The sequence below is a fragment of the Hydrogenophaga sp. 70-12 genome (genome assembly GCF_001897365.1).
GTDB lineage: Bacteria > Pseudomonadota > Gammaproteobacteria > Burkholderiales > Burkholderiaceae_C > Hydrogenophaga > Hydrogenophaga borbori.
The window spans coordinates 1-939 of the sequence record NZ_MKSS01000377.1; the positions used below are offsets into that span (position 1 = coordinate 1).

At 70.7% G+C, this 939-nt stretch carries 1 protein-coding gene and 1 pseudogene; both read right to left on the bottom strand.

Annotation, left to right across the window (positions count from 1 at the left end):
- The coding region (locus tag BGO22_RS19290; protein WP_286852243.1) for an MCP four helix bundle domain-containing protein at nucleotides 1-572 on the bottom strand (572 nt) is incomplete at its 3' end.
- Nucleotides 573-635: 63 nt separating this feature from the next.
- Nucleotides 636-939: pseudogene (locus tag BGO22_RS19295) on the bottom strand (hypothetical protein); the annotation flags it as partial.

The following is a 939-nucleotide window of genomic DNA, read 5'->3' on the forward strand; positions in this document are numbered from 1 at the left end:
CCGATCTGGCGATTGACCGTGGCCTCGGACGCCGCCACGGCCTCGGCCACGGCGCGGTGCTGCAGCTCGAGCAGCTCGCGCTGCTTGGCGCCATAGGCGTCGGCCGCGGGCATGAGGCCACCGGTCAGCAGCTGCTGCGCGCCGGCGGCATCGCCGTTCTTGAGCGTGTCGAAATAGGTCTTGCGCACCGCCATGTAGGCCGCGCGGCGCTCGGCGATTTCCTTGAGCAGGGCCTTGCCCTGCTCGCTCTGGATCTCGGCCTCCAGCGTCTTCTGCACCACGCTGATGCGCTCGCTGACCTGGGACATCAGCGGCTTGAAGTAGCCGTCCACCGCCGGGTCGTTGCGCGAGGTGGCTACGGCCATCACGCGGTTGATGTTGATCTGCGTGCTCATGAGCCATTCCTGCGTGAGGGCGGCCCGCTTGTCCATCTCGATCACGCGCGCGGTGGCGGCCTGCGAGGTCTTCAAGCCGTACCAGGCCACGGCGGTCAGGCCCGCCAACAGCATCAGCACCAGGGCAAAGCCCAGGTATAGGCGGGGGCCGATCCGGAAACGGTTCACGATGTCCATCTTTCACTCACTCTCTGGGCGCGGAAACAGGGGGTCGCACGGCCTGGGACCGCGCGGGGACCGTCAGAAACTCTCCCACTCGCCCTCGGCCGACGCGGCCGCGGGCGCCACCACGCGTGGCGCGGGACGGGGTTCGGCGGCCGGTTTGCTGCCGACGACGGGTTTGCTTTCGGTCGCGGGTTTGCTTTCGATCGCCGGTTGGCTCTCGACCGCGGCGCGCATGGGCACGGGGGCGGTGGGCTTGGCCACTGCTGGCGCCCGGACCGCCACCAGCGGCGCGCTCGGCGCGGGGGCCGGCGTGGGCTGGGGCGCGGCGTCGTGCCCGATGCGGAACACCTGCACCACCTGGGCCAGGCGGTCGGCCTGC